The 21,306-nt window shown below is 69.5% G+C and carries 21 protein-coding genes; 10 read left to right on the top strand and 11 right to left on the bottom strand.

Annotation, left to right across the window (positions count from 1 at the left end; translation table 11 throughout):
* Window positions 1–2 precede the first annotated feature (2 nt).
* The 6 genes from JI745_RS09085 (at window position 3) to JI745_RS09110 (ending at window position 4,436) form a co-directional block, all read left to right on the top strand.
* Window positions 3–887, top strand: a complete 885-nt coding sequence (locus JI745_RS09085) for an NAD(P)-dependent oxidoreductase (RefSeq protein ID WP_201805562.1) — start codon at window positions 3–5, stop codon at window positions 885–887.
* Window positions 884–1,678: an N-acyl homoserine lactonase family protein gene (locus JI745_RS09090; protein WP_201805563.1), complete on the top strand. Its 795-nt coding sequence runs from the start codon at window positions 884–886 to the stop codon at window positions 1,676–1,678. Before JI745_RS09085 ends, JI745_RS09090 begins: the two co-directional genes overlap by 4 nt.
* 66 nt (window positions 1,679–1,744) lie before the next feature.
* The gene (locus JI745_RS09095; protein ID WP_201805564.1) at window positions 1,745–2,137 is read left to right on the top strand and encodes an MAPEG family protein; all 393 of its coding nucleotides are present in this window, start codon (window positions 1,745–1,747) and stop codon (window positions 2,135–2,137) included.
* A gap of 10 nt (window positions 2,138–2,147) precedes the next feature.
* Window positions 2,148–2,843 carry a class I SAM-dependent methyltransferase gene (locus JI745_RS09100; RefSeq protein ID WP_201805565.1) on the top strand — a complete coding sequence of 232 codons (696 nt, stop codon included), beginning with the start codon at window positions 2,148–2,150 and terminating at the stop codon, window positions 2,841–2,843.
* Window positions 2,844–2,896: 53 nt separating this feature from the next.
* Window positions 2,897–3,772: a hypothetical protein gene (locus JI745_RS09105; RefSeq protein ID WP_201805566.1), complete on the top strand. Its 876-nt coding sequence runs from the start codon at window positions 2,897–2,899 to the stop codon at window positions 3,770–3,772.
* Between the two features lie 4 nt (window positions 3,773–3,776).
* On the top strand, window positions 3,777–4,436 hold the full coding sequence (locus tag JI745_RS09110) for a hypothetical protein (RefSeq protein ID WP_201805567.1): 660 nt from the start codon (window positions 3,777–3,779) through the stop codon (window positions 4,434–4,436).
* 6 nt (window positions 4,437–4,442) lie between these two features.
* Here the strand turns inward: JI745_RS09110 and JI745_RS09115 are convergent, their stop codons facing one another.
* The 4 genes from JI745_RS09115 to JI745_RS09130 form a co-directional block, all read right to left on the bottom strand.
* The gene (locus tag JI745_RS09115; RefSeq protein WP_201805569.1) at window positions 4,443–5,504 is read right to left on the bottom strand and encodes a serine hydrolase; all 1,062 of its coding nucleotides are present in this window, start codon (window positions 5,502–5,504) and stop codon (window positions 4,443–4,445) included.
* 59 nt (window positions 5,505–5,563) lie between these two features.
* On the bottom strand, window positions 5,564–6,694 hold the full coding sequence (gene tcuB / locus JI745_RS09120; RefSeq protein ID WP_201805571.1) for a tricarballylate utilization 4Fe-4S protein TcuB: 1,131 nt from the start codon (window positions 6,692–6,694) through the stop codon (window positions 5,564–5,566).
* Window positions 6,687–8,084, bottom strand: coding sequence for an FAD-dependent tricarballylate dehydrogenase TcuA (gene tcuA / locus JI745_RS09125; RefSeq protein ID WP_201805572.1), 1,398 nt, complete (start codon window positions 8,082–8,084; stop codon window positions 6,687–6,689). The genes tcuB and tcuA overlap by 8 nt, the downstream gene beginning before the upstream one ends.
* An 82-nt stretch (window positions 8,085–8,166) precedes the next feature.
* The gene (locus JI745_RS09130; protein ID WP_201805573.1) at window positions 8,167–9,153 is read right to left on the bottom strand and encodes a tripartite tricarboxylate transporter substrate binding protein; all 987 of its coding nucleotides are present in this window, start codon (window positions 9,151–9,153) and stop codon (window positions 8,167–8,169) included.
* An 86-nt stretch (window positions 9,154–9,239) separates the two neighbouring features.
* Here JI745_RS09130 and JI745_RS09135 point away from each other — a divergent pair, with 86 nt between their 5' ends.
* Window positions 9,240–10,121 (top strand): caspase family protein, encoded by an 882-nt coding sequence (locus JI745_RS09135; protein ID WP_201805574.1) that lies wholly within the window; start codon window positions 9,240–9,242, stop codon window positions 10,119–10,121.
* Between the two features lie 15 nt (window positions 10,122–10,136).
* Here JI745_RS09135 and JI745_RS09140 read toward each other — a convergent pair whose 3' ends face one another.
* Entirely contained in the window at window positions 10,137–10,829 is a 693-nt protein-coding gene (locus tag JI745_RS09140) for a porin (protein ID WP_201805575.1), read from the bottom strand.
* An 80-nt stretch (window positions 10,830–10,909) separates the two neighbouring features.
* Here JI745_RS09140 and JI745_RS09145 point away from each other — a divergent pair, with 80 nt between their 5' ends.
* Entirely contained in the window at window positions 10,910–12,310 is a 1,401-nt protein-coding gene (locus JI745_RS09145) for a hypothetical protein (protein WP_201805576.1), read from the top strand.
* 42 nt (window positions 12,311–12,352) lie between these two features.
* Here the strand turns inward: JI745_RS09145 and JI745_RS09150 are convergent, their stop codons facing one another.
* Genes JI745_RS09150 through JI745_RS09160 form a run of 3 tightly spaced genes read right to left on the bottom strand, consistent with a single transcriptional unit; the run spans window position 12,353 to window position 14,481 of the window.
* Window positions 12,353–13,036, bottom strand: coding sequence for a glutathione S-transferase family protein (locus JI745_RS09150; RefSeq protein WP_201805577.1), 684 nt, complete (start codon window positions 13,034–13,036; stop codon window positions 12,353–12,355).
* Between the two features lie 17 nt (window positions 13,037–13,053).
* Window positions 13,054–13,635: a flavin reductase family protein gene (locus tag JI745_RS09155; protein ID WP_201805578.1), complete on the bottom strand. Its 582-nt coding sequence runs from the start codon at window positions 13,633–13,635 to the stop codon at window positions 13,054–13,056.
* A gap of 9 nt (window positions 13,636–13,644) precedes the next feature.
* Window positions 13,645–14,481 (bottom strand): isocitrate lyase/phosphoenolpyruvate mutase family protein, encoded by an 837-nt coding sequence (locus JI745_RS09160; protein WP_201805579.1) that lies wholly within the window; start codon window positions 14,479–14,481, stop codon window positions 13,645–13,647.
* A gap of 97 nt (window positions 14,482–14,578) precedes the next feature.
* Here JI745_RS09160 and JI745_RS09165 point away from each other — a divergent pair, with 97 nt between their 5' ends.
* Window positions 14,579–15,481, top strand: a complete 903-nt coding sequence (locus tag JI745_RS09165; RefSeq protein ID WP_201805581.1) for a LysR family transcriptional regulator — start codon at window positions 14,579–14,581, stop codon at window positions 15,479–15,481.
* On the opposite strand, the gene JI745_RS09170 is transcribed toward JI745_RS09165, so the two are convergent.
* Genes JI745_RS09170 through JI745_RS09180 form a run of 3 tightly spaced genes read right to left on the bottom strand, consistent with a single transcriptional unit; the run spans window position 15,478 to window position 20,899 of the window.
* On the bottom strand, window positions 15,478–16,404 hold the full coding sequence (locus tag JI745_RS09170; protein WP_201805583.1) for a LysR substrate-binding domain-containing protein: 927 nt from the start codon (window positions 16,402–16,404) through the stop codon (window positions 15,478–15,480). The two genes, JI745_RS09165 and JI745_RS09170, sit on opposite strands and share 4 nt — an antisense overlap.
* Window positions 16,405–16,450: 46 nt before the next feature.
* Window positions 16,451–17,413, bottom strand: coding sequence for a response regulator (locus JI745_RS09175; protein ID WP_201805585.1), 963 nt, complete (start codon window positions 17,411–17,413; stop codon window positions 16,451–16,453).
* A complete protein-coding gene (locus tag JI745_RS09180; protein WP_201805587.1) occupies window positions 17,414–20,899 on the bottom strand; it encodes an ATP-binding protein in 3,486 nt (1,161 codons plus the stop codon).
* A 91-nt stretch (window positions 20,900–20,990) separates the two neighbouring features.
* Here JI745_RS09180 and ureA point away from each other — a divergent pair, with 91 nt between their 5' ends.
* The gene (gene ureA / locus JI745_RS09185) at window positions 20,991–21,293 is read left to right on the top strand and encodes an urease subunit gamma (protein ID WP_201805588.1); all 303 of its coding nucleotides are present in this window, start codon (window positions 20,991–20,993) and stop codon (window positions 21,291–21,293) included.
* Window positions 21,294–21,306 lie beyond the last annotated feature (13 nt).

The following is a 21,306-nucleotide window of genomic DNA, read 5'->3' on the forward strand; positions in this document are numbered from 1 at the left end:
TGATGACCCCAGACTCCATCGGCTTCATCGGCCTGGGCGTGATGGGCGAGCCCATGTGCCGCAACCTCGCGCGCAAGTCGGGCCGCGTCGTGTACGCCCACGACCTCGACGCCACGGTGCTGCAACGCCTCGCAGCCGTCGGCGTGCAGAGCACCGACTCGGCCGCCGCGGTGATGGAGCGCGCCAGCATCGTCTTGCTTTCCCTGCCCTCCGGCGAGATCGTCCACCAGCTCGCGCACCAGCCCGACGGCCTGCTCGCCCACGCCTATGCGGGCCAGATCGTGGTCGACCTCGGCACCTCGCCGGTCGACACCACCCGCGCACTGGCCCGGGCTTTCGCCGACAAGGGCGTGGCCTTCATCGACGCCCCCGTCGCGCGCACCCGCGCTGCGGCCGAGGCCGGCACGCTCTCGGTGATGGTCGGCGCCGATGCCGCGACCTTCGAGCGCGTGAAGCCGCTCATCGCCACCTTCGCCTCCGACATCGCGCTGTGCGGCCCGGTCGGCTGCGGCCAGGTCGTGAAGATCCTCAACAACATGGTGCTCTTCGAGACCGTGGTTGCGCTCGCCGAAGCCAAGGCCATCGCCGAGCGTGCGGGTGTCGACCCCACGCTGCTCTTCGAGACGCTGAGCAAAGGCAGCGCCGACAGCTTCGCGTTGCGCAGCCATGGCATGAAGGCGATGCTGCCGGGTGACTTTCCCGAACGCGCGTTCTCCGTGCGCTACGCCCGCAAGGACCTCGCCTACGCGCTCAAGCTCGCGCAGGAGACCGGCGTCGACGCGAAGGGCGCACGCACCGTCGATGCGTGGTACCAGGCGGCGATCGACGCGGGCCTTGGCGACCAATACCATCCGGTCATCAGCCAGCTGATCGGCCCTTCACCATGACACTGCCTCGATACGAGGTCTACGCGATCAAGTACGCCAGCATGCCGCGCCGGCGCCGCGACAACTTCCTCCCCGCCGACGACCACGACGGCCCGATGCCGATGGACTTCTTCGTCTGGCTGCTCAAGGGCGAGACGAGAAACATCCTCGTCGACACCGGCTTCAGCCAGGCCACTGGCGCGGCGCGCCACCGCCAATGGCTGCGCTGCCCCATCGAGGCCTGCCGCACGCTGGGCGTGGACCCGGCCCGCATCGGCGACGTGATCCTCACCCACCTGCACTACGACCACGCGGGCAACCTGCCGCTGCTGCCCCAGGCGCGCTTTCATGTGCAGGACAGCGAGCTCGACTACGCCACCGGCCGCTGCATGTGCCAGCCGGCGATGCGCCATGCCTACGCGGTCGACGACGTGGTGGAGCTCGTGCGCCAGGTCTACGCCGAGCGAGTGAGCTTCCATGCGGGGGACAGCACCGTCGCCCCCGGCGTCGAGCTGCTGCTGATCGGCGGCCACACCCGGGGCCTGCAGGCCGTGCGGGTGCACACCGAGCGCGGGTGGGTGGTGCTGGCCTCCGATGCCAGCCACTACTACGAGAACATCGAGGGCGAGCGCGCCTTCCCCATCGTCTTCAACGTGGCCGACATGCTGGCCGGGCACCGCCGCCTGAAGCAGATCGCCGGCGCCTCCACCCTGCTCGTGCCCGGTCACGACCCCGAGGTGCTGGTGCGCTACCCGCGCGTGGAAGGCGATGCCGTCGGCACGGCGCTCCTGCACCGGCCGCCGTCGCGCTGAACTCGACGCTGGCTGCGCGCCATGGCGCAGCAGAATACGGGCTTCGTCCAACCTGGAGAGATGCCTGTGACCCGCTTGCTCACCCTCGTCGTCGCCATGACCGTGCTGACCTGGCTGTCCATCATCGTGGCGAGCACGCTGCGCTCGAAAGGCGACGTGAAGCTCGCCATCGGCAACCGCGACAACCTGCCCGAGCCCACGCCGCTGGCGGCCCGCGCCGACCGGGCCGCGAAGAACACGCTGGAGAACTTCATCCTCTTTTCGGCACTGGCTGTCGCGGCCCTCGCCGTGGCGCCCGCCAGCACGCAGGTGCTGCTGGGTGCGCAGATCTTCTTCTGGGCCCGGGTGGTCTACCTGCCGATCTACTACCTCGGCATCCCGGGGGTGCGCACGCTGGTCTGGGCGATGGGCGTCGCGGGGCTCGGGGTGATCGCAGCGGCCCTTCTCACGCTGCCTTGAGCGTCTCACCATGGACCGCACCCAGCTCGAAGCGATCTTCGATCAACAGGCAGGCGCCTACGACCAGCAGTGGGCCAAGCTCGCCGCGTTTCGCGACGGCATCCACCTGCTGATGGCGTCCATCTTCTCCGGCCTGCCGCCAGACGCCCGCCTGCTGTGCGTGGGCGCCGGAACCGGGGCCGAGATCCACTTCTTCGCCGAGCGGTTCCCCGGGTGGACCTTCGTGGCCGTCGAGCCCTCGGCCGGCATGGTCGAGGCGGCCAGGTCGAGGGCGCAGCGCCATGGCTACCTCGAGCGCTGCACGTTCCACAACGGCTATCTCGAATCGCTGCCCGACGCGGCGCCGTTCGATGGCGCCACCTCCTTGCTGGTGTCGCAGTTCCTGCTCGACGCCGGCGAGCGGACCGAGTTCTTCCGCGCCATCGCCACCCGGCTCAAGCCCGGTGGTGTGCTCGCCTCGTCGGACCTGGCCTCCGACCGGGAGGCTCCGCACTACGCCAGCCTGCTCGACGTCTGGCTGCGCACGCTGGCCGCATCCGACCTCACGCCAGAGCGCGCCCAGCAGATGCGAGCGGCGTACGACCGGGACGTGGCCATCCTGCCGGTGCCACGCGTCGAAGAGATCATCGCGTCGGCCGGCTTCGAGCCGCCCGTGCAGTTCTTCCAGGCGGGCCTGATCCACGCCTGGTACACCCGGCGCGCCTGAGCACCGGCTGAGTACAGTTTGCGCCACAGATCGACAGCCCGCACCGACTTTCCATGCTCAACCGACCCCTTCTCGCCCTCGTCCTGGCCTCCCTCGCCTTCACCGCCAGCGCGGCAGACCCGATCCCCATGCGGGTCAGCGAACTGCTGCAATCCGAACGGGCCAGGCAGTTTCTCGACCCCGACGTCAAGCTCTACTGGGGCGACGAGGCCACGCCGCCCCTGCTGGAGATCTCGCGCGAAGACGTCAACACGGGCATCAGCCTGAGCGGCAAGGTGTTCTCCGCCGGCACGCGGGAGCACTGCGTGGCGGCCTTCGAGAACGCACTCGATTCGATGATCCGCCATGCCCGCAACCTGGGCTACGACGTGGTGTTCAACATCCGCGTCGGCCAAGGCAAGGGGGTTCCCACCGAATCGCAGACCTTCTCGTGCACTCCTGCCTACCGGGCGACGGACATCCGCATCTGGAGCTCGTTCGGCATGACCGAGGCCGCCGCGCAACGCTTCGCGGACGCCCAGAAGCAATTGGCCACGCTGCCAGCACGCGCGCCCGCGAAGGACGCCATTTTCATGCCGCTCGCACCGGTGCAGGCCAGCCCGGAGCTCAAGAAGATCCTCGGCCGCCACGTCAGAGCCTATTGGGGCACCGACGCGCCCACGTACGACGAGCGGACCAACAGCCCCTACGAGTACACCGAGTACGCCGAGACCGCCGGCCGCGCCCCCGAGGAAGCCTGCCGGCAGGCCACGCTCAAGGCACTCGGGGCCATGGTCAAGGAAGCGCGCAAGGAAGACTTCGATTCGCTCGTCCGCATCCGCAGCTATCACAACGGGCAGCTCACGCCCGCCCCCACCGACATCGAATGCGAGGTCGGCAAGAAGTGGGCAAGCGTCACGTTGAGAGCCTACATGGCCAACAGGAAATAGCACCATGCCTGCACGCCCCCAGCACCACGAGATCGACCACCGCACCATCAAGCTGCTCGTCGGCGTGATCGCGATCACGCTGTCGTGGCTGACGAGTGCGTTTGCCAACAACACGCTCACCTCCATCAGCGCCGCCTACTTCGAGAACGGCTGGTCGCAGGTGATCTTCATCGGCTTCCTGTTCGCCATCTCGGCGCTCATGCTGGCCTACAACGGCTACACCAAGGTGGAGATGGTGCTGTGCAAGGTGGCGGCGCTGTGCGGCGTCATCATCGCGATGTTTCCCTGCCGCTGTGTCAACCGCGACGAAATCATCGAGGGCGTGCACGGCGGCGCGGCGATCGTGCTGTTCCTCATCCTCGCGTACCTGTGCTGGGGCTTCTTTCACCGTGCACGGGCCAAGCACAACAGGCGCGCCAACGTGCGCTCGTGGATCTATGCGGGCTGCGGCATCGCGATGCTGCTGTCCATCGGCTCGCTCGCGATCGAGACCTTCACGCAAGGCGGCATGACGCAGCACGTGCACAGCCGCTTCGTGTTCTACGGCGAGGCGCTCGGCCTGGTGGCCTTCGGCGTCTCGTGGCTGACGGCCAGCCGCACACTGCCCTTTCTGACGGGCAAGGAAGAGCGCTTCTCTCCCTTGCGTCCTGACAACCCGGATTGACGCCGCTCACCGCGCGGCCATCACCACCCGCGCCACCAGCAAGCGCACCGCCTGCATCTGTGCCATCGCCTTCTCGCCCGGCGGCGAGGTGGCCGCGGTGGCGACCACCAGCTTCAGCGAAGGCGCGAGCAGCGCCCACTGGCCGCCATAGCCGAGGCCCCAGACCAGCGGCACGCCCTGCAGCACACCGGTGAACCACAGGTGGCCATAGCCGATGCCTTGCATCGGGGCCTGCCGCCAGTCGGCCGGCCCGTGGGAACGCGTGCTCTCGGCCACCCAGTCGGCGGGCAGCACCTGCCGATCCTGCCAGCGGCCCTGCTGCAGGACCATCCACGCAAGCTTGGCAAGGTCGCGCGGGCGCAGCGCAAGGCCGGCGTAGGCGAGCACACGGTCAAACCGGTCGCGCTGCCAGGCGAAGCGGCGGATGCCGAGCGGCGCGAAGAGGTCGCGCGCAGCGAGCGCAGACAGGCTCATGCCCTCGGCGCGCTGGAGGATGGGCGACAGCAGGCTGACCGCAGCATCGTTGTACGTCCATCCCGAGCGGGGCGGCGGCGTTCGCGGGGAGGCAAGCGCGCGCTGCACCGGATCGCGGGCGTTGAGCAACTCGGGCGAGCGCTCCACGTCGAAGGCCATGCCGGTGCGCCCTTGCAGGATCTGCCGCAGCGTCACCCCGGCCAGGGGCGCACCGGGCCATTCGGCCGCTTCCGGCAGCAGGCGGTGCACCGGCTCGTCCAGGCCCGGGAGCGTGCCACGCGAAAGCGCCAGGCCCACCAGCATCGAGCTCACGCTCTTGGTGACCGAGTTGATGGGCAGCAGGTGCGAGGGCAATGCGCCATGGAAGTAGCGCTCGCCGATCAGCAGGCCCTCGCGCACGACGACGAGGCTCCTGAGCCCCGGCACATGCGCGCCATCGGCAAACACGCGCTCGAGCGCTGCCGATGCAACGCCATGCGCGCCGGGCAGGTCGGCCACCCAGTCGGTCTCGGTCACCTCCTGCAAGGTGACGGCATCGAAGCGCGAAGGCTGCAGGCGGCGCGGTGCAGCGCGGCGGTGTCGGGCAGGGGGCAAGCGGTGTGTTCCGGAAGTGGGCCCTGCCGCGCGGCAATCGCGGTGCCTGCACGCCAGCGCTACTCGCCCACCCCCACCGTATTGGGCTGCCGCTTCTCGATCGCCCACTTCAGCAAGGCGGCGACGCGGAACACCCCGTGCGCGAACTTGCCGTAGGGCAAGGTGAGGAAGAGCGCCATCACCGCCCCCAGGTGCACGCACAGCGCCAAGGGCAAGGCCGCGGTGCTGCGCACGAGCATCAGCACGAGGCCGCTCGACGCGGTGAGGAAAAGCAGCGCGATGAAGCCGCGGTCCATGGGGCGCTGCGCCACGTCGCCGTGTGTCGGGTGCCGCTTCAGGTTGAGCCACCCCAGACCGGCGGTGCCGATCACGAGCGAGACCCCGCCGGTGATGCCCAGCAGCTTCGGAAGACTCGTGACGCCATACGGCGCGGGCCAGCCGAAGAGGTAGTGGTAGAGCGTGGCCACGCAGGTCGCGGCGAAGCACAGCAGGAATCCGTAGAAGGTGAAATGGTGGAAGCGGCGCCGCGCGAGCGTGTAGCGGTCGTCGGCTTCGTTGCAGCCCTCGCCGTGCCCACCATCGAGATACCTGAGGCGCAGCGCATCGCGCGCGGCTTCGCCCACTGCCGGGCCCGACGCCTCGCCCGGCGAGATGCCGCGCCAGAAGTGCCGCACCGCCATCGCAAGGGCCAGCACGACGAAGGCGAACACCGGCGCGAAGAGACTCACCATCAGCCCGTGCGGAAACACCGCGTAGAAGTTGCCGCCGTCCACCCGCTGCCAGAAGCCGCCTTCGCGCATCACCGCGAGCACGAGGAAGAGCGCCAGCCCCGAGGCGAGTGCGAGCGACAGCACGAGCCCGTTGCGCTGGTAGAGCACACCGAGCGCCCGCGGCCACGCATGGCCGGCATAGGTCTCGCCGCGCACGCGCGCCATCGCCTGCGGCACGTTGACCGCGAACTCGTGCGGCGGCGCGTACTGGCAGGCGTGCAGGCAGGCACCGCAGTTGTGACAGAGGTTCGCGAGGTAGTCGACGTCGGCCGCGGGGAACGAGAGGCGGCGTGTCATCGCGGGGAAGACGGCGCAGAAGCCTTCGCAGTAGCGGCAGGCGTTGCAGATGGTCAGCACGCGGTCGACCTCGGCCTGTGCGGCACTCAGCGGCACGATGGGGATGACCCGGCCCTCAGCCATGCACGCGCTCCCTCAGCGCGGCCCGCGCGGCGCTGGTGCCGGCGATGCGACCGAAGGCCGTGCCGATGCTCATGCCCACGCCGGCGGTGTAGCCCTGGCCAAGCACATTGCCGGCCATCATCTCGCCGGCCACGAAGAGGTTGCCGCTCGGCGTGCCGTCGAAGTGCACCGCCGCGTGCTCGTTGGTCTTGAGGCCGAGGTAGGTGAAGGTCACGCCGGGCTTGAGGGCGTAGCCGTGAAACGGAGGGGTGTCGAGCGGCAGCGCCCAGTGGGTCTTGGCAGGTGTCAGGCCTTCCGTGTGGCAGTCGTCGAGCACGGTGTGGTCGAAGGTTCCGGCGCGGCAGGCGGCGTTGTAGGCCTCGAGCGTCCGCATGAACGTGGCTTCGTCCAGGCCGAGTTGGCGTGCAAGCTCGGGCAGCGAGTCGGCCCGTACGCCTGGGAACACCGGTGGCATGAAACGCCCCACCGCCTTGGCGTCGATGATCGACCACGCGATCTGCCCCGGCTGCTGCGCCACGAGCCGGCCCCAGATCGCGTAGCGCTTGGGCCAGAAGTCTTCGCCCTCGTCGTAGAAGCGCTTCGCCTCGCGGTTGACCACCACGCCGAGCGAGACGCAATCGATGCGGGTGCAGATGCCGCCGTCGTAGAGCGGCGCGCGCGCATCGATCGCCACCATGTGGGCCTGCGTCGGGTCGCCGATCGCGTCGGCGCCGCAGTCGATCAGGTGCTTGAGCAACACGCCGCGGTTGAAGCGCGAACCGCGGATCAGGAAGTTGTCGGCGGGCCATTCGCCGCGTGCGTTCTGCCCCCAGGCCTCGCGCAGCCACTCGCGGTTGGACTCGAAACCTCCGGCCGCGAGCACGCAGGCTTTCGCAGCGAAGCGCCGCTCGCCTGCACAAGCAGCGACGAAGCGGCCGTCCTGCAGCTCGAGGCGGTCGATGGGCGTCTCGTAGCGCACCGTCACCCCGAGCCGCTCGGCGCTGCGGTAGTAGGCATTGACGAGGGCCTTGCCGCCGCCCATGAAGAAGGCGTTGGTGCGCGCGGTGTGCAGCGCCCCCGAGAGCGAGGGCTGGAAACGCACGCCATGCGATCGCATCCAGTCGCGGCAGCTCGACGACGCACGGATCGCCAGGCGCGCCAGGTGCTCGTCGGTCTTGCCCCCGGTGACCTTCAGCAGGTCTTGCCAGAACTCCTCTTCGGGATAGGCCTCGACCAGCACGTCCTGCGGCGCATCGTGCATGCAGCGCAGGTTGCGCACATGCGGGGAGTTGCCGCCGCGCCACTCACGCGGGGCGGCTTCGAGCATCAGCACCGAGGCGCCCGCCTCGCGCGCCATCAGCGCGGCACACAAGGCAGCGTTGCCGCCGCCGACCACGAGCACATCGACCATGGTCGCACTCTAGGCGCGCGGCCCCGGCGGCGCTAGACGGCGCCCGGGCAAGCCCTCTTCACGGACCGTGAAGACAGGCCGGTCACTCCGGCTCGATCCTGGCCGCGCGGATCACGGCGCTCCAGCGGTCGATCTCGCTCGCGAGCAGCTTCTCCAGCTCGGCGGGCGAGCTGGCCGCCACGCGCATGCCCAGCCTGGCGAGCTTGTCGCGCACCGCCGGCGAGGCCACTGCCTCGCGCGCTGCGCGGTTGAGCACCTCCACCACCGCGGCCGGCGTGCCGGCCGGCGCCGCGAGCGCATTCCACGACGCCACGTTGTAGCCCGCCACGCCGGCTTCCATGGCGGTCGGCACCTCGGGCAGCGCGGGGTTGCGCTTGTCGCCCGACACCGCGAGCGCCTTGACCACACCCGCCTGCACCTGCGGCAGCATCGGCCCGAGGATCTCGAATGCCACATCGATCTCGCCGCCGCGCAAGGCGGTCAGCACCGCCGGGCTGCCCTTGTAGGGGATGAGCGCCACCTCGAGACCGGCCACCGTCTCGAAGAGCTTGGCTGCGAGGTGCTGCGTGCTGCCGGCCGCGATCGTGCCGACGTTGAGCTTGCCCGGGTGGGCGCGGGCATAGGCCACCAGGTCCTTCAATGAGGCGAACTTCGACCCGCTGGCCACGAAGAGGCCGAGGTCGAAGTAGCCGAGCGTGCTGATGCCCACGAAGTCTTTCTTCGTGTCGTAGGGCAGCTTCTTGAAGAGGCCCACGCTCACCGCATTGCCGTTGCTCATCAGCAGCAGCGTGTGGCCATCGGGCTTGGCCGTCGCCACCGCCTGGCTCGCGACGATGCTGCCGGCGCTCGGCCGGTTGTCGACGATCACCGCCTGCCCGAGCTTCTGCGCCATCACCTCCGACACGGCACGCGCGGTGATGTCGGCAATGCCGCCGGGGGCGAAGGGCACGATGAGGGTGATCGGCTTGTCAGGGAACTTTGCCTGCGCCCGCGCGAGGCCGGGCAGTGCGGCGGCGCCCAGCAGTGCAACGGCGTGGCGGCGCCGGAGGGAGGGGAAGGTGCTGTTCATGCCTGCCAGTATGGGCGCAAGCCTGGCGAATCCGTGCGGCGCGGCGCATCATCTCGCCTGTCTCGGCACCCTGCCCGCTTCACCCCATGAACGCCATCCGCTTGCTGCTGCTCCCGCTTGGCCTCTGTCTCGCCCTGCTCGCCGGCTGTGCCAGCGCACCGGCCAAGGCCGACAAGGTGGCGCTCGTGATCGGCAATGCCGCGTACGACAACGTGGTGAGGCTCGTGAACCCGACGAACGATGCCGCCGACATGTGCGCGTCGCTGCGCAAGCTCGGCTTCAAGACCACCTGCGCCACCGACGTGCGCGACCGCGCCGAGTTCGACACGCTGGTGAAGGCCTACGTGGCCGCGCTCGATGCCGGCGCCGTGGGGGTCTTCTACTACTCGGGCCATGGCGTGCAGGCCGGACACGGCAACTACCTGATCCCCACGCAGGTGAAGCTCAAGTCGGCCACCGAAGACCCGACCAAGGTGCTCTACGCGGTCGACGATCTCTTCGACCGCCTGCGCCAGCGCCGCGCGCGTTTCCAGCTGGTGGTGCTCGATGCGTGCCGGGCCGACCTCTTCGAACAGGCCGAGCACAAGCCCGGCTCGCGCGTGGCCGCCGCGCCCCGCTCCGACCTCGTGCGCGCACTCGAGACCGTGGCCCGCGCGAGCAACGGGCTCGCGCCGATCAAGGACGCCCCGCCCGGCACCATCGTGCTCTATGCCACCGCCTCGAAAGACCTCGCCTTCGACGGCGACGGCCGCAACGGCCCGCTCACCAAGCACATCCTCGCGCACATCGAGACCCGCGGCCTCTACGTCGAGGAGTTCATCAAGCGCGTGACGCTCGGCGTGGAGCAGGAGACCTTCCGCAAGTACCGCAAGCGCCAGACGCCGTTCATCTACGGCTCGTTCAGCGGCAAGTTCTGCTTCGCCGGCTGCCCGGGCGACAACGACGTGCCGGTGCCGCCGGCGTTCTGATCAGAGGCTCGCGCGTCAGAACGTCGCGATGGCGCCGAAGGTGAAGCCTTGCGTGAGGTCGCGGCCGTCCTGGCTGGGCAGCGCGTCCTTCGAGGTGAGCACCTGCGTGCGGTAGCCGGCGGTCAGCGTCACCGCCTTGATGAAGGTGCCGGCGGGAATGGTGTAGGCCGCCCCCACCTCGCTGAGGCGGTAGTCGGCGTCGAACTTCACGTCGCTGCTGCCGGTGCTCTTCATCCAGCCCATGCCGAGCGAGCCATAGAGCGACCATCCCTGCCCGAGCGGCGCGGTACCGCTGATGCCGGCCACCGGGCCGTCGAGCGCATAGAGCAGGCTGCCGCGCTGCTCGACTTTCTTGTAGCCGAGCGTGAGCGCCACGCCAGGCGTGACCGAATAGCCGAGGTTGATGTCGAACTCCTCGCGCTTGTCTCGCCGGCCGCCCAGCATCTCGTGCTCGGTCGACGGGTAGAGGCTCAACGACCCGGTGAAATCTCCCCAGCGCACGCTCAGCACCGGCAGCAGCACCAGCTTGTCCTTCGCCGGCACCTGGATGACGACGGAGTCGCCGTTCTGGTCGAGCGTGTAGCTGAAGGTGTCCCACTGGGCCTGCCAGGCGCGCAGGCCGACCGAGACGGAGGGCCCCGACGACTGCGCATGGGTGAGGCCGCTGGCGAGCAGCACCGCGGCGGCAAGAACAGTCTTCTTCATCATGTGATGTCTCCTGTAGGCGCGCGGCTGCCACCATAGCGGGTTCGGCGAAGGGCCGCCACCGCTGATCTACGATGCGGCCGATGCCGTTCTTCCTGCGACTCTTCCTGGTGCTCGCCGCAGGCCTGGTGTGGGCCACGGCGCAGGCGGCCGAGTTTGCCCACTACTACGAGTACGCGTTCTTCGTGCCCGGCTCGTCGACGCAGGACCTGGCCGCTCGAGGCAAGGCGGCGCTGCCGGTGCTGTCGCGCCATCGGCTGGTCGAGCCTGCCGTGCTGCTGCGCTGGGACGGCAAGGGCCTGCCACCGCTGGCCCTGGAGCGGCGCAGCATGCCGCTGGCCGAGGTGAGGCTGAACCGGCTCGGCGACACCGGCGAGCCGCTGGCCCAGCTGCTGCGCGTGCAACCGTGGGAGACGGTGGAGATGCTGGTGGTGATGGTCGGCGTGCCGGCACAGCTCGACGTGCCGGCCTACATCGAGGCGCTCGCGTCGAGCGTGGCGGTCGGCAAGGCGCTGCGCTCGCCGGCCTTTGCCGACATCGAGACCGGCGACCTGCGTCGCCTCGACAACCTCGAAGCGCGCCTCCACGAAGGCCTGCGCGGCGGCCGCTGGCCGCTCTCGCCCAGCAACCCGCCACGCCTCACCACGCTCGGCGGCATCACCGAATTCGAGGCGCTGCCGGACGATGGCCTGCGCACCCACGGCCTGCGCAAGCTTTGCCTGCCCGACCTCCTGCTCGAACGCACGACGCCCGGCCTGGCCCCTGAGTGGTTGATCGGCGCGGCCGGCAACCTGCTGATCGCGGGCAAGGTGCCACCGACCGCGGGCACGGTGATGACGCTGCGCACGGATGCGCGGGAGCTCGTCGCCGAATTGCGCAGCGCCGCCCGCCACGGCGGCACGGCGCAGCTGCGCCTTGTGAGAAGCGCGCTGCAGCCGGGCCCCGTGCTGCGCCTGGAGATCGAGGGCCCTCCCGGTGCGCACGAGTACGAGCGGCAGATGCTGTTCTTCGGGGCGCTGATGAAACCTCGCCATCCCGACCTCGCCGAAGGCCAGGAGCAAGCACTGCTGCGCGCGATCGCACAGGCGCGTGTGCGGGCCCGCGAGCTGCGCGACCGGCTCGACACGCTGCGTGCTGCAGGCACCCGCGTGTTCTTTGCACGCCGCACCGAGATCCTGCTGACGCGGCTGCGCGAGGGCGAGCCGCCACCGCCTGTGTGGCATGAGTTCGTCGAATGGACCGACGAGGGCCGCTTGCGCACCCACCGCTGGAAAGGCGACCCGCGCGACGGCGGCGTGGCCGAGCGGCGGCATGAGCCCGTGACCATCAAGGGACGGAGCACGGCGTTCTTCGAGCTGGAGCTCCCGGAAGGCGAGGTGGACGACGTGCTCGTGGTCGATGCGCGCGGCCAGGCCAAGGGCGGCGAGGTGGTGGCGCTGATCCGGCAGATGGCCGGCGAGACGCCGAGCCGCCTGCGACGCTAGCGCGCCCGCCAGCGCCTGACGTGGCGGGTGCCACGGCGCATGTCAGGCCGCGGGGTCGAAGAAGCGTTTGGCCAGGCCGGCGCGGCCCGGGTACCACTTGAAGAACGGGCGGGCCTGCTCGACGGTGCGGGCCACCGACGGCCTGGCCATCAGGCGCTCGAAGTAGGCGGCCAGCTGCCGGCGCTCGGCCGGCAGCGGCACGTAGGTCACGGCGTAGAAGAGCGAAGGCGCCGCGGCGCAGTCGGCCAAGGTGAACGCCTCACCGGTGATCCAGGTGCGCCCGGCGAGTTGGCGATCGACGAGCTCGTAGGCCATCAGCAGCCTGGCCCTCGCTTCGGCCACGCTGATCGGGTCACGGTCGGCCTCGGGGCGCAGCAGGTCGCTGGTGTGGGCCTGCATGGGTGTCATCACATACAGGTCGAACAGTCGGTCCCACAGGCGCACATCGAGGGCGGCGCCGGCGTCGTCGGGGATGAGGCGGCGGCCTTCGCGCGCGTGGTGGCGCTGCAGGTACTCGATGATGATCGACGTCTCGGGCACCACGCGGCCGTCGTCGACCAGCAGCGGCATCTTGCCAGTCGGCCAGAGCGCGAGGTGCGCGTCGCGCTCGGTGGGGTCGCCGAGGTTGAGCAGCTTCTTCTCGACCTGGATGCCCAGCTCGTCGAGCGCGATGAGCGCCTTGTGGCAGTACGAGGACAACGGGTGGTAGTGCAGCGTGAGGGCCATGTGGCGATCCCGTCGGGTCAGGTGGAAGGCTTCAGCGGGCGGGCCTGCTCGGTGCGCTGCGGCCACGCGAAATTGCCGCCGCCCAGGTGGTGCAGCGTGTGCAGGTCGGTGTTGTCATCGCGGAACGACCAGCGGCCGTGGTCGAACACCCGCGCGTCGGCCGCGGCCCACACCACTTCGGCGAAGCAGGTGTCGTAGGCCTCTTCGGTGTGCGGCTCGTGGATCAGGCGGCACTCCATCCAGGCCACCGCGTCGGCCGCGAACGGCAGGCCGAGCACCGGGCCGTCGAAACTCTCGATGCCGAAGCGGGTGAACTTGTCGCCGACCTCGCGACCCGAGACGCTGCCCACCGCGTAGGTAGCGTCCAGCAGGGCCCGTCCCGGAATGCTCACCGCCAAGCCGCCGCTCGCGGTGACGAGTTCCTTGGTGAAGGTCTTCTTGTCGATGACGATCGCGATGCGCGGCGGCGTGAACTCCACCGGCATCGACCACGCCGCCGCCATCAGGTTGCGCCGCCCGCCATGGGCGCTGCCGACGAGCACGGTGGGGCCGTGGTTGATCAGGCGGGAGGCGTGGCCGAGGTGGACGTCTTGTCTCATGCAACGAGTCTAGGGCCGCCGCGCCCAGGCCCGCTCGAAGAGGGCATTCAGCTCGCCTTGCGGGATCTGCCCGCTGGCATAGGCGACGGTGCCGCGCTCGCGCAGCTCGAGGGCGGCCTGCCGCACGAGGCCGAGCGCTGCACGCGCGATGGAGCCGCCGACGCTGATGCGCTTCACGCCGACGTCGAGAAGGGCCGTGGCGCTGGAGGCGGCTTCGTTGAGGCCCACCACCAGGTTGAGCGGGCCGCCGATCTCGCGCACCAGCGTGCGGGCACGCTCGGCATCGGCGACGCCGGGGGTGAACACGCAATCGGCGCCGGCCGCGATGAAGCGGTTGCCACGCTCGATGGCGCGTGCGAGGCCCTGATCGCCGCCATGCTGGAAGACATCGGTGCGCGCGTTCAGCACGAATGCGCGGCCGCTGGCCCGCACCGCCTCGCTTGCGGCGGCGATGCGCTCGACCGCTTCTGCCTCGTCGAAGAGCCGGCCGGTGGCGCGGTGGGTGTCTTCGATGTTGCAGCCGGCCGCGCCGGCGGCGATGGCCAGGCGCACCGACTCGGCCACCTGCTCGGGCGTGTCGCCATAGCCCGCTTCGAGGTCGGCATTGACCGGCAGCGGCACGGCAGACGCGATGCGCTTCACGGCATCGAGGGTCTCGTCTCGCGTGACGGCGAGGTGGGCGTGGCGCACATGGAAGTCGGGCTTGCCGAGCGAGAAGGCGATGCCGGCGCTGGTGGTGCCAATGGCCGCGAAGCCGGCCTCGGCGAGCAGCACCGCGGTGCCGGCGTCCCAGGCATTGGGCATCACGAAACCGCGCTCGGCGCGGTGCAGGTCGAGAAAGGTCAAGACGGTCTCCTCGGGGATGGAATCGGGCCATCGTCCGCCGACGCCATGCTTGCGTCAAACGCATAATATTTCTTGAATCAATCGAATCTCTGCATGCATGGACTCCGACGCCCTGGCCACTTTTCTCGCGGTACACCGGCGCGGCGGTGTCTCGGCCGCGGCCGATGAACTGGCGCGCACGCAGTCGGCGATCAGCCGCCGTCTCGCCCTGCTGGAGCAGGAGGTCGGTGCCCCGCTCTTCGAGCGCATCGGCCGCGGGCTGGTGTTGAGCGAGGTGGGCGCGGCATTGCTGCCCTATGCCGAACGGGTGGCCGCGGCGATCGGCGATGCGAAGGCCGCAGCGGAATCGGCGCGCACCGGCGCGGGCGGCACGGTGCAGGTGGTGACGGTGGGTACGCTCGCCAACGCTTCGCTCGCCACCGCACTGAAGCGCGCCCAGGCCCGGCAGCCGGGCCTGGACCTGCGGCTTCAGACCGCCACCAGCGCCGAGGTGAGCTCGCAGGTGCGCTCGGGCGCCGCTTCGATCGGCCTGCGCTACTTCGACGACGCGGGCGCCGATCTCGAATGCCGTGTCGTGCAGACCGAGCGGCTGGTGGTCGTCAGTTCAGCTTCGCACCCGCTCGCCGGCAAAAGGGTGAAGTCGCTGTCGCAGCTGGCCGGCGAGCGCTGGCTCGCCTTTCCGGCACCGGAGCGGCGCTCGGAAGCCTTTGCCACCACGGTGCTCGCGCAGTTCACCAGCCGCGGCATCGACCGGCCCGACTGGATCGCCATCGACAGCCTCACCGCGCAGAAGCGCATGGTCGAAGCCGGCTTCGGTCTCGCCCTGCTGCAGGCGAGCGCCATCGAGGAAGAGCGCACCGCCGGCTCGCTCGCCGTGCTGCGCGTCGACGACCTCGACGTGAGCGTGCCGGTGGTGCTGGTCACGCGCCGGGGCGGCTACTTGAGCGGCGGCGCACAGGCCGTGCTGCGCGAACTCCTGCCCGGGCGTAGGTCTCGCTAGGCCGTGCACAGCCTCGCGCCGGCCCACTGGCCGGCTTCGACCAGCGAGCGCACCACGTCGCCGACCACCACGCGTGCGGCGAGTGCGGCCGGCGAGAGCTCCTCGTCCGGCAGGCCAGCGAGCAGGTTGCGCCGCCGCGCACCGGCGTCGGCCACCCTCACCACCCGCAAGGCGTCGTGGGGCAGGCGTGCCGTCGCAGCGCCGGGCTGCACGGTGGCGGCCCAGCCGGCGCGCACCGCGTCCATCAGGATCGCAAGGCCGTCGATGTCGGCGACGACGCGCGGCTTGCACTTCGCGCGCGCGAAGGCCTGCTCCACCACCGCGCGCAGGCCGTGCGTGCCGCTGGGCATCACCAAGGGCAGGCCGGCGATGTCTTTCAGCCGCACCTGCCGGCCGCGCGGCATGCCGGCGAGGCCTGCCGCGCCGATCAGGTACAGGCCTTCGTCGAGCAGCGGTGCCACGCTGAAGCGCTGCTGCGCATCGGTCTCGAAGAGCACCGCCAGGTCGAGCTGGCGCGCATCGAGCATCGCCGACAGGTTGCCCGACAGGCTCTCGACCAGGTGCAGGCGGATCGCGGGGTAGCGCTCTCGCATCGCGCCCATGAGCGGCAGCGCAAGCACCGAGGCCGTCGACGGCGCAAGACCCACGCTCACCTGCCCGGCAAGCCGCTGCTGCTGCGCGGCCTGCACGGCTTCGTCGGCATGGCGCACGGCGAGCTGCGCCTGCCGCCAGAACGCGACGCCTGCATCAGTGGGCGTCACGCCGGTGGGGCTGCGTTGCAGCAGCCGCGTGGACAGCTCGCCCTCCAGCCGGCTGATCTGCTGGCTCAGCGCCGAGGTGACCACACCGAGCTCGGCCGCGGCACGGCCCATGCTGCCCAGTTCGACGACGCGGATGAAGTAGCGAAGTTGCCGCAGTTCCATGCACGGCATGTTCGCATGCGGCTCGTGGTGCAGCCGTTGCAGCGCCTCAGCCTGCCAGCAGCCGCACCTTCTTCATCGCCAGCGATGCCGCTGCGTTGCGCGTCTCGACGCCGAGCTTCTCGAACACATGCTCGAGGTGCTTCTTCACCGTGGCCGGGCTGCTGCCGAGGATGTCGCCGATGTCGCGGTTGGTCTTGCCCTTGACGACCCAGTACAGCACCTCGGCTTCCTTCATGGTGAGCTTGAAGGCCTGCAGCAGGGCCTCGACGACCGCGGCGTCGGAGACCTCTCGCATCACCATCAGCCAGTCGTCGTCGCTCGTGCGCTCCTGCAGCGAGAAGACGAGTTGGCGAGACTCACGGGTCACCGTCAGGGGCGTGCCCTCGCGGCCTTCGTCGGCGAGATCGGACTGCTCGCGCAGCCACTGCAGCAGCTCTGCGGGGACCTGGCCGGGGTCGACGGCAAAGTAGGTGTGCATCAGCTGGCGCGCAAGCGGCGTCTGCCACACGGCCTTGCCGCTCTGCTTGTCGTTGCTCACGTGCACCGCCATCGTGGCGTGGCCGAAGGCATCGAGCGCATTGCGTGCCTGGCGCGCCTGTCGGGCGGCCTGCATGTGCGCGGCCATGCGCGCCAGCACTTCCTGCGGACGGATGGGCTTGGTGACGTAGTCGACGCCCCCGGCGCCAAAGGCCGCCACCACGTGCTCGGTGTCGGTGAGGCCGGTCATGAAGATGATGGGAATGTGGGCGGTGTCGGGCCCGGACTTTAGGCGGCGGGCGACCTCGAAGCCGTCCATGCCGGGCATCACGGCGTCGAGCAGCACCACGTCGGGCACGGCCTGCGCGGCACGCTGCAGCGCCGTCTCGCCGCTGGTGGCCACGAGCACGGTGTAGCCGGCCTCGTCGAGCGCGTCGTGCAGCAGAGAGAGGTTGTCGGGCACGTCGTCGACGATCAGCACCACGTCGCTCGCGGTGCGGTCGGGCAGACGTTCAGAGGGTCGCGGGGTCATTCAGGGCTCGGCGAGGACACGACGCACCACGGTGCTCATCGCATCGAGTTGGAAGTTGCGCGCCAAGCCGCGCAGGTGGGCGACGAAGCTGGCGCAGGCGGGATTGTCGCGCTCGATCTCGTCGAGCTTCTTCACGATGCCGCGGAAGTAGCCGAGGTGGATGAGCTCGTCGAGCGCCTTCAACTGCGCTTCGTCGGGCAGCACCCAGGGGGCGGGCACCGGCGCGGCCCCGGGCTCGACGGCAGCGGCGGCTTCCAGCCACTCGAGTTTCAGGCGCGAGCCCAGCCAGTCGAGCAGCTCGTGCACGCGCACGGGCTTGAGCACGAAGTCCTGCGGGGTGATGCCGACGTCGTTTTCCAGGTCCTTGTCGAAGGCATTGCCGGAGACGATGGCGATGGGCGCCTCGCTCAGCTTCTGCGAGCGGATCGCGCGGATGGTGGCCCAGCCGTCGATGCCGGGCATGGCCAGGTCCATCAGGATGGCGTGCGGGTCATAGCCGGCCACCACCGCCAGCGCCTCGTGGCCCGAGGCGGCCTGCATCAGCTCGAAGCCGAGCGGCTGCAGCACGGTGACGAGCAGGGAGCGGTCGACCTCCTCGTTGTCGACGATGAGGATGCGGCGGCGCTCGCCGCGGTAGCCGGTGCGGGCGGCGCGCGGCACTTCGAGTGCCGCGACGGCGCCGCGTGCTTCAGGCAGGAAGAGCTTGATGCGGAAGACCGTGCCCTGGCCGAGGGTGCTCGCGACCGTGAGTTCCCCGCCCATCAGGTCGGTGAGCATCTTGGCGATGGTGAGGCCGAGGCCCGTGCCGCCGCTGGTCGTTTCGCTGCCGCGCGCGAAGGGCTCGAAGATGTGCGTCAGCTCGTCGGGTGCGATGCCGGGGCCGGTGTCCTCGATCTCGAAGACCGCCATCTCGCGCGCATAGCGCAGGCGGAAGACGACGCGCCCGTCCTGCGTGAACTTGACCGCGTTGCCCAGCACGTTGATGAGGATCTGGCGCAGGCGCTTCTCATCGGCGCGCACGACCTCGGGCATCACGTCGCCCAGGTCGGCGCGGAACTCGATGCCCTTGCCGGCCGCCTGCAGCTCGAACATGTGCACGATCTGCTGCACCGCCTCGCGGAAGCGCAGCGGGCGCGGCTCCAGGCGGAACTTGCCGCCTTCGATGCGGGCGATGTCGAGCGTGTGCTCGATCAGCGAGAGCAGGTGGTCGCCGCCGCGGCGGATCACGCTCACCGCCTGCTTGCGGTGGCCGGGGATCGCCGGGTCTTCCTCCAGCAGCTGCGCATAGCCGAGGATGCTGTTGAGCGGCGTGCGCAGCTCATGGCTCACGGTCGTGATGTAGCGGCTCTTGGCCTGGTTGGCCATGTCGGCGGCGAGCTTGGCTTCCTGCAGCGCCAGGTCGGTCTGGCGGTGCGAGTCGATCTCGCGGCGCAGCGCGAGCGTCTGCTCGTGCACGGCCTGCGTCTGGCGGTTGGACTCTTCCTGCGCCACCTGGCGGCTCTTGTGCGTCAACACCAGCCACCAGGCGACGATGCCGCTCACGAGCAGCAAGGCAGCGAAGGCCTTGATGAACCCGAGCTTCAAGGCAGGCCCGAGCGTGTCGACCATCTCGCCGAGGTTGCGCAGCTCCTGCTGGTAGAGCAAGGCGAACACCCCGGCCAGCAAGGGCACCACGATCGCCATCACCAGCAGGTAGTGGCCGAGCCCGGTGTCGATGTAGGGCCACACACGCTGCGGCAGCAGTTTGCGCAAGGCGCGCGACCACTGCGCAGACAGGCGCGCTTCAGGCTTGCAGAGGTCGTTGCAACGTGCGTCGAGCGAGCAGCACAGCGAGCAGATGTTGCCGAGGTAGGCGGGGCAATGGGCCAGGTCGTCGGACTCGTATTCGCGCTCGCAGATCACGCAGTGCTGCAGGCCGGTGAAGAGGCCTTTCGATTGGCGGGCGATGTAGTAGCGGCCGCGCGTGTACCAAGCGATGAGCGGTGACACCACCATCGCGGTGACCAGCGCGATCAGCGCCGAGAAGGCTTCGGCCAGGGGCCCGAACATGCCGAGGTAGGCCGCGATCGACAGCACCGAGGCCGCGCCCATCGCGCCCACGCCGACCGGGTTGACGTCGTACAGATGTGCGCGCTTGAACTCGATCCCCGGGGGCGACAGGCCGAGCGGCTTGTTGATCACGAGATCGGCCACCACGGCCATGATCCAGCTGATGGCGATGTTGGAGTACAGGCCCAGCACGCCGCCCAGCGCGCGGAACACGTCGAGCTCCATCAGCATCAGCGCGATCAGCGTGTTGAACACCACCCACACCACACGCCCCGGGTGGCTGTGCGTGAGGCGCGCGAAGAAGTTGCTCCACGCGAGCGAGCCGGCATACGCGTTCGTCACGTTGATCTTCAGCTGCGAGATGACGACGAACACCATCACCGCGGCCACCGCCCAGCCCGGGCGCGAGAACACGTACTCGTAGGCCGCGAGGTACATCTGGTTCGGGTCGACCGCGCGGTCGGTGGGCACCGAGTGGCTGATCGCCAGGTAGGCGAGCACCATGCCGCCCAGCATCTTGATCACGCCGAGGATCACCCAGCCCGGTCCGCCGATCAGCACCCCAGCCCACCAGCGCTTGCGGTTCTGAGCCGTCTTCTCGGGCATGAAACGCAGGTAGTCGACCTGCTCGCCCATCTGCGTCATGAGCGCGATGCCCACCGTCATCGCGGTGCCGAAGAGGTAGAGGTTGAACTGCGTACCGTCGGCCCCACCCGCCGGCGCACCACCGTAGTGGGCGATGTCGTCGAGCACGTTGGGGTTGTGCCAAAAGACGAAGACGTAAGGCACGACCAGCATCACCAGCCACAGCGGCTGCGTCCAGACCTGCAGGCGGCTGATGGCGGTGACGCCGTGCGTGACGAGCGGGATCACCACCACCGCGCAGATCAGGTAGCCCCAGGCGGGCGGGATGTCGAAGGCCAGCTCGAGCGCATAGGCCATCACCGCCGCTTCGAGCGCGAAGAAGATGAAGGTGAAGCTCGCGTAGATCAGCGAGGTGATGGTCGAGCCGATGTAGCCGAAGCCGGCGCCGCGGGTCAGCAGGTCCATGTCGAGACCGTGCTTCGCGGCATAGGTGCTGATGGGCAGGCCGGCGAGGAAGATGATCAGGCCCGTCGCCACGATGGCCCAGAAGGCGTTGAGGAAGCCGTACTGCACGAGCAGCGTCGCGCCCACCGCTTCGAGGATGAGGAACGAGGCCGCCCCGAAGGCGGTGTTGGCGACTCGCATCTCCGACCACTTGCGAAAGGCGCGCGGCGTGAAGCGCAGCGCGTAGTCCTCCATGGTCTCGCGGGCGACCCAGCTGTTGTAGTCACGGCGGACCTTGACCACCCGCTGCACGGCGCTGTCGTTCTGCACCACATCGGTGCCGCCGGAGGGCAACATGGCCGGGCCGAGCGAGGGCGATGGCGGGTCCGACGGGGTGGCAAGCTTCATGCGTTGACTAGGCGCAAGCACCATGCCACCGGGCGTGTGTGCGCCCTAAGATGCGGCACTTTTCTCGTCCCAGCTCGCCCTGCGCACCATCATGGAACTGACCCCACGCGAAAAAGACAAGCTCCTGATCTTCACCGCGTCGCTGCTCGCCGAGCGCCGCAAAGCCCGCGGGCTCAAGCTCAACTATCCGGAAGCCGTGGCGATGATCAGCGCCGCGATCATGGAGGGCGCCCGAGACGGCAAGACCGTCGCCGCGCTGATGAGCGAGGGCAAGACCATCCTCACGCGCGACGACGTGATGGACGGCATCCCGGAGCTGATCCCCGAGATCCAGGTCGAAGCGACCTTCCCCGATGGCACCAAATTGGTGACCGTGCACCAACCTATTGCATAACTGCCGGAGCCTC

Origin of the sequence: Piscinibacter sp. HJYY11 (assembly GCF_016735515.1) — a bacterium.
In the GTDB taxonomy this organism is placed as follows: domain Bacteria; phylum Pseudomonadota; class Gammaproteobacteria; order Burkholderiales; family Burkholderiaceae_C; genus Rhizobacter.